The following is a 1,917-nucleotide window of genomic DNA, read 5'->3' on the forward strand; positions in this document are numbered from 1 at the left end:
TTACGCTCATTTTTACGCTTTAAACCTATTCAACCGTAACGCTTTTTGCAAGATTTCTAGGCTGATCGACGTCCGTACCGCGCATGACGGCTACGTGATACGAGAGTAATTGTACCGGCACGCTATAGACGATCGGCGCAAGATCTTCGCAGACATCAGGCACATAGACCACATGCAAGCGATCCTCTGCGACCATTTTGCTCGACTCACCTGCGAATACAAACAGCTCACCGTGACGGGCGTGCACTTCTTGCATATTGGCTTTGAGCTTATCGAACATACTGTCCTTTGGTGCCAGTACGACAATAGGCATGTCCTTGTCAACGAGAGCAAGTGGCCCGTGTTTTAGCTCGCCTGCTGCATAACCTTCGGCATGAATGTAGGAGATCTCTTTTAGCTTAAGCGCGCCCTCAAGAGCGATTGGAAACTGTAGACCGCGACCTAGGAACAAGCAGCTTTTTTTATCCTCAAAGCTCTCACTCATGGTTTTGATTGCCGCATTGAGATGAAGGCTGGCGTACAGTTGCCCCGGTAGCTTATTAAGACTCTTAATCAAGGTCTCTAAACGCGAGTTATCGATACGCTGTTGAACCACACCAATTTTGAGCACTAGCAGCATTAAGGCGACAAGCTGCGTGGTAAAGGCTTTGGTGGAGGCGACGCCAATCTCAGGACCTGCGTGCGTCGGCAAAAAGATATCCGTCTCACGCACCAAGGATGACGTTGGTACATTACATAGCGCCAAGCTCACCAGTCCTGCTGGGCTTTGTTTTTGCGTATCGCGTAGTGCCGATAACGTATCAGCGGTCTCACCCGATTGTGAGATACAGATGATAAGTGAGTGATCAACGACGACGGGATTACGGTAGCGGAACTCGCTTGCGATCTCAACGGAGCAGGGCAGGCGGGTTAAGTTTTCAAACCAGTATTTGGCGACCATGCCCGCGTGATAGCTCGTACCACAAGCGATGACTTGAATATGACGGATGCCAGATAGCTTGTCACTATGACGCGCCAAAAAGTCATCACGCAAGCTTGTCGTGCTGCTATCTATCGCCATATCTAACGTGCGCGAGACTGCATCAGGCTGCTCGTAGATCTCTTTAAGCATGTAGTGTTTGAACTCGCCTTTATCCGCGTTGTGCTGGGCCGCATCGATCTCGTTGATAGAGCGCTCGACCTGCACGCCATCGGCGTAAACGGTAATGCTATCGCGCGTGATGCGTGCGATATCGCCTTCTTCTAAGTACATAAAGCGATTGGTTACTGGTAGCAAAGCCAGCTGATCTGAGGCAATAAAGTTCTCACCAATACCGACACCGATGACCAGCGGTGAGCCAAGACGTACGGTGATGAGCTCATCTGGGCTATCGACATGGACGATACCCAAGGCAAACGCGCCGTGCAGTTTAGGAATGACCGCACGTACCGCTTCTAATAGATCTTGCGTCTGTTTATACAGATCATGGATTAAATGAGCGACGACCTCAGTATCGGTCTGCGAGGTAAACTCGTAGCCTTTGGCAATCAAGTCTTCTTTGAGTTCGCTATAGTTCTCGACGATACCATTGTGGACGACGGCGATTTTGCCAGAGATATGCGGGTGAGCATTACGCTTGGCAGGCTCACCGTGGGTGGCCCAGCGCGTATGTGCGATGCCAATATGACCGTTCAAACCATCAGGATTTTGTGCAACAGCATCGACTAGCGCTTGCACTTTGCCCACTTGACGCTCGCGATGCAATTCACCATCACGAATCACTGTGAGACCCGCCGAGTCATAGCCACGGTACTCCAAACGTTTGAGACCTTCGATCAAGATACTGGCAATATTACGCTCAGCGACAGCGCCTACGATTCCGCACATAGCGATTCCTTTTTTAAAATGGTTATTTGTGAGATGACAGCTATTTATAA

The 1,917-nt window shown here is 50.0% G+C and carries 1 protein-coding gene; it reads right to left on the bottom strand.

All coding sequences use genetic code 11. The features are described 5' to 3' along the window. Nucleotides 1-25: 25 nt before the first annotated feature. The gene (glmS, locus tag ACTXGO_RS13065) at nucleotides 26-1,867 is read right to left on the bottom strand and encodes a glutamine--fructose-6-phosphate transaminase (isomerizing) (RefSeq protein ID WP_443574826.1); all 1,842 of its coding nucleotides are present in this window, start codon (nucleotides 1,865-1,867) and stop codon (nucleotides 26-28) included. Nucleotides 1,868-1,917 lie beyond the last annotated feature (50 nt).

The organism is Psychrobacter sp. T6-1 (genome assembly GCF_052258445.1).